Raw genomic sequence first — 4,953 nt, 5'->3', positions numbered from 1 at the left:
TCGGGCCCGAGCGGCTGCTCGACGTCACCCGCAACCCCCACCTGCGGGCCGACCGGCTGCTGGCCACACCCGGCGTGCGCGGCAAGCTGACCCACACGCCCGCCTGGGCCTGTGACTTTCTGCGCGCCGTGCTGCTGCCCCCGCCCGTGGTGCCGCGCCAGTTCAGCCCCTTCATCTACATCAGCCGGCGCGACGCGCCCGGGCGCCACATTCTCAACGAAGACGCCCTGGAGGCCATGCTGCACGAACTGGGCTTCGAAACCCACACGCTGACGCCTTATTCCCAGGCTGAAAAAACGGCTTTGTTTGCCCAAGCCCGCATCGTTGTTTCCTCGGTAGGCGCCGGGTTGGCTAATATCGTGGTGTGCCCGGAGGGAGCCGAGCTGATTGAGCTGTTTCCGGAAAGCTTCGTGGTGGCAGATTACCTGGAGTTTACGGCCCGTCTCGGCATGCACCACCAGTACTTGGTTTGCCGCACGCCCAACCCCAGCCAGGAACGCATCAATGCCCAGCGCGACCACCTCATCGTCGATTTGAAAGCCCTGCGCCCTTTGCTGGCCCGGGCTATGCAGCGCCAGCAGACTGTCCCGGCGTAACGAGCTGGCAGGCCTGCTGCTTCAAATGGGGCAGACTGGCAGAAACAGAAAAGGCCCGGAGCAGTGCTCTGGGCCTTTTTTGTGGATTAGTGGTTTGACAGGCGCAAGCGCCCCCAAGCTACTGCTTGAAAATGCGCACCACGCTGGTCTGGTCGGCCGTGGTCACCTTGAGCAGGTACACCCCGGTGCGGCCGGCGGGCAGCGTCAGGCGCTGGTGCTGGCCTTCGACGGCCTGGTCGAGGTGCTGGGTGAGCAGGGCATTGCCCTGGAAGTCGAGCAGCTGGAGCTCCACGGCCTGCCCCGGCACCCCGCGGATTTCCACCTCGGCCTGCGCCCCGGTTACGGGGTTGCCGAGCACGTTCACCGCCAGCTTACCGGCAGTCGGGCCGGCGCTGGTGCGAGTGGCTAAGGCAGCGGGTTCGGTGCCGTAAATCAGCTGGCCCTGGTAGTAGACCGTGATATGGTCGTTTTCGGCCAGGGGGCCGCTGGCACGGTAGGAGAAGTCGTTGGCTTCCTGGAAGCTGCTCCAGTCGGACTTGGTGATGCGCGACTGAATGCTGCCGGTATTGCTCAGCGGGTACAGGGCACCCAGGGCGGGGTTGAAACCCAGCTCCAGGTAGGCGTCGGCGCGGTCCAGGGGCTGGCTCAGGCGGGTGAAGTCACCGGTCAGGTTGGTTTTGCCGAGCTGGGCGTAGTCAATCCAGCTTTTCAGCTCGGCCGGGCCGTCGGCGGTGAACCAGTAGCGCACCTTCAACTGGCCGTAGTCGAGTGGCTGGTTGCCCAGGTTCTGCACGCTGAGCGTCGTGTTGAGGTTGGGCGACTTGGCGTTGTTGTTCCGGTTCGAGGCCAGCACCTGCACCTGGGTGAGAGGCGCTACGGCGGCGGGCTCGGTGCCAAACACCAGGCGGCCGTTGCGGTAGAGCGTGACGTGGTCGTTGAGGGCCAGCGCGGCGGCGGCACGGTACGAGTAGTCGTCGGCCTCGCTCAGGTCGGCATGGTCGGGCAGGCTCAGGCGGGAGTTGACAGGGCCCGAATTGGCACCCGGCAGCAGGCTGCCCGCGGCCGGAGTGAAGCCGTATTCCACGTAGGCGTAGGCGCCGGCCCGGGGCGCGGCGAGGCGCACGTAGCGCAGATTCACCTTCTCAGCGCCGAGCTGGGCGTAGTCAATCCAGCCGTTGAGTCCGGTTGCGGCGTCATTCTCAGCCGTGAGCCAGTAGCGGGCCGTCAGCTCCGAATAGGCCACCGGCACGGGTCCGGCGTTGACGAGCTGCAGGGTGGGCTTGATGACGTTGTTGGTCAGGCGCTTGCTGCTATTGTCGGCGTCCTGGTGCTGCACGCTCACCAGCACGGGGGCAATGGTCAGCACTTGGCCGACGGGCGCGGCGGCCGCGAAGGTGGCGTTGCCGGGCTGGGTGGCGGTGATGGTCACCGAGCCGGCCTTGAGCAGCTCCACGGTGCTGCCGCTGATGCGGGCTACCGACTCGTCGGAGCTGGCGTACTGCACGGGTAGGCCGGAAGTGGCGGTAGCCGTGAGCATCAGGTCGGCGTCGCCGAGCAGCTGGGCGGGCAGGGCGGCGAAGCGGATGGTCTGCTTGGTTTTCATCAGCTCCAGGATTTCGGCCGGGCTGAGGGCGTAGTTGTAGACGCGCAGCTCGTCGAGGGCGCCGCGGTACGGGGCCGGGGCATTGGCCGAGCTCAGAAACTCCAGCTCCCCGATGTTGCCCACAATCAGGTCCGAGGCCTCCCCGATGCCCAGGGCCTTGGTGGTCATTTCCTTCACCAAAGCCCCGTTCAGATAGACCTGGATTTTCTTGGTCAGGGTGTTGCGCAGGGCTACCACGTGCACCCAGTCGCCGGTGAAGAAGGGTGCGCCGCCGATTTGCAGCTCGTCCTTGTTCTTGTCGTCGTCGATGGCGAAGCGCAGCTGCTTGTTCTTGAACTCGATGTTGAAGCGCTTGCCGGTGGCCCCGGTGGTGGCGTTGCGGGTGATGGAGCCCTTGCAGAGCAAGTAGGCGCTGGTGTTGTTGTCCTGGGGCAGCAGGCTGGCCCCGGCCTTCATCCAAAACGACAGCGAAAACGAGTTCTGGTCCAGATACAGCTGGTCCTGGTGCGGGATGCTGACCACGTAGCGGTTCCGGTCGGCGGTGGCGAAGTCGAGGGCGCCGTTCACCTTGCCGGCCACCCGGATGCTCTGGTCGTCGTCGTCGAGGCCCAGCACGCCGTGGTTGGCAAACGTGCTCTGGTCGAGTATCTGGGTGCCGTCGGCGGCGGTTTCATCGAAGCCGTAGTAGCCCACGAGCTGGGGCACGATGGTGCCGGCGGTGCGAAACGACCAGACCAGCCCGTCGGCCGAGCCCTTGGCGTTGGCCGCATCCACGCGCCAGTAGTAGGTGGTATTGTCGGTGAGGCCGGTTACCGGGTAGGAAGGCGCGGCGGCGTAGGGCACGTCGGCCAGCTTGGTGAGCGTGGTCGGCGAGGTGCCGAAGTAGACGCTGTAGGTCGTCGTATTCGCGCTGCCGGTCCACTTCAGCGTCAGCGCCCCGGCGGTTAGCTCAGTGTACTGCAGGTTGTTTGAGGGCGTGGGCGTGGCCGCGACCTGCGGGGCCGAAGGCAGGGCCGGCGTCTTGATGGCAGCCGGGTAGCTGTACGACGACCCCTCGGCGTCGGTGACGGCCTTGAGGCGGTAGTAGTACGTCGTGTTGGGTTGCAGACCGGCATTGTCCGTGTAAGTGGTGGCGTTGGCAGCCGGGTGGGCCACGTCGGCGTAGGTTACCCCATCGGCGGACCGCTCCAGGATGAAGTAGGCCTCGTTTGTGGCATTGTCGGTCCAGCTGAGCGTGACGGTGCTGCCCGGCGCGGGCACTTCGGTGGAGGTAGCCGTGAGCTGGACGTTGGACGGGGGCTTCACGAAGGCCGGCGGCGGGGTTTTGAGCAGGGAGTTGACGTAGACCTCAATGTTCAGGTAGGCCGGGGCGCTGGGGCTGTAGGCTACGGCGTCGGATTTGCTGTTTTTGTTCAGGCCGTGGGCGTCTTCCCAGGCGTCGGGCATGCCGTCCTGGTCGGTATCGAGCGGGGCCGGGGCGCCGAAGACGTCGCCGAGTCCGCCGTTGGCAAAGGGCAAATCCGTTTCGTTGTAGACGTAGTAGCCCTTGGTGCCCCGGCTCCGAACCTCGTCCACCATCAGCCCGTCTACCTGGTCGCGGCGCGGGTAGGCGCAGCCCACCGAGTCGATGACGTGCTGGTAGGCCTGGGCGGCAGACATCACCGGGTTGGCCGTCGGGTAGGCAAAGGGCTGGCTGCGGAAGCCGCTGCCCACGATGCCAGGGTAGCCCACGGTGTCGTAGGGCACGGGCTGGCCGTCGAGCAGGCCGTTGCGGTTGTTGTCGAACAGGTTGCCGCTGCCGTACAGGTTGAACGTGCCGGTGCCGCGGGAGAAGGGCGTGGTTTTGTCGGGGGGCGTGAGTGGGCCGCCCACGAAGTAGTTGTTGATGATGTTGACCTCCGACACGCCCGCCGAGCCGCCCATGATGTAGGCGTCGCCCGACCAGCCGTAGTTGGGAATGTCGCCGAGGCGGTTGCCGTTGCCCCAGTCATACACCACGTTGTTCACGAACTCATTGATGCCCTTGACCTTGGGGTTGCGGGTTTTGTTGCTGATGTAAAGGTTGCCCACCAGGCTCACCTTGCCCCCGTCGGGCGTCTGAATCAGGCCCCCGGCCGAGTGGTTGGCCCGGTGCAGGCCCTGCCCGATGATGGAGTTCTGGACCGTGATGTTGTCGGGCGCGGTGCCCTTGCCGTCCCAGTTGATGGAAAACACCTCGTCCATGCCCCAGGAAAACGACATGTGGTCGAGGATGATGTTGGAGCCGTTGGCCAAGCCCGAGGCGTCGTTGCCCTGGTTGTTGGTCGAGCCCAAGCGCACGCGCAGAAAGCGGCAGATGGTGTTGCTGGCGCCCGTAAACGTGACGCGCTTGTTGAAAAACACCACCCCATCGCCGGGCGCGGTCTGGCCGGCCACGGTCACGTTGGGAGCCACCTGCACGTTGCTTTGCAGGTTGACGATGCCGCCCACGGCGAAGGTCACGACGCGGCCGGGCTGACTCACCGCGTCGCGGAAGGAGCCCGGGCCGGCGTCGTTCAGGTTGGTCACAATGTAAACCGAGGGGCTGGCCACGCCGCGGGCACCGGTGGCAAAGCGGCCGAAGCCGCCCGCGCCGGGAAAGGCCACCGTCTGGGCCTGGGCCGCGCCGGCCGTGAGCAGGGCCAGCGCCCCAGCCGCCCCGAGGCGCTTTGTTCTACTAGTAACAGTTGTCTTCATACGGGAAATGGGGAGGGATTTGGTGGAAGAAAAAGGAAC

The 4,953-nt window shown here is 65.8% G+C and carries 2 protein-coding genes; one reads left to right on the top strand and one right to left on the bottom strand.

Annotated elements, in window-relative coordinates:
- Nucleotides 1-596 (top strand): glycosyltransferase family 61 protein (locus EWM57_RS20615; protein WP_129923190.1); only part of this gene is annotated, 596 nt, incomplete at its 5' end.
- Between the two features lie 118 nt (nucleotides 597-714).
- On the opposite strand, the gene EWM57_RS20610 is transcribed toward EWM57_RS20615, so the two are convergent.
- Nucleotides 715-4,914, bottom strand: coding sequence for a cellulose binding domain-containing protein (locus tag EWM57_RS20610; protein WP_129923189.1), 4,200 nt, complete (start codon nucleotides 4,912-4,914; stop codon nucleotides 715-717).
- Between the last annotated feature and the right edge of the window lie 39 nt (nucleotides 4,915-4,953).

This window comes from Hymenobacter persicinus (genome assembly GCF_004167665.1).
GTDB classification, from domain to species: domain Bacteria; phylum Bacteroidota; class Bacteroidia; order Cytophagales; family Hymenobacteraceae; genus Hymenobacter; species Hymenobacter persicinus.
This window is presented reverse-complemented; position numbering and strand designations above follow the sequence as displayed.

Excerpts from the sequence above, each read along its gene's own strand:
- EWM57_RS20610 (WP_129923189.1), bottom strand. The coding sequence starts at position 4,914 with ATGAAGACAACTGTTACTAGTAGAACAAAGCGCCTCGGGGCGGCTGGG.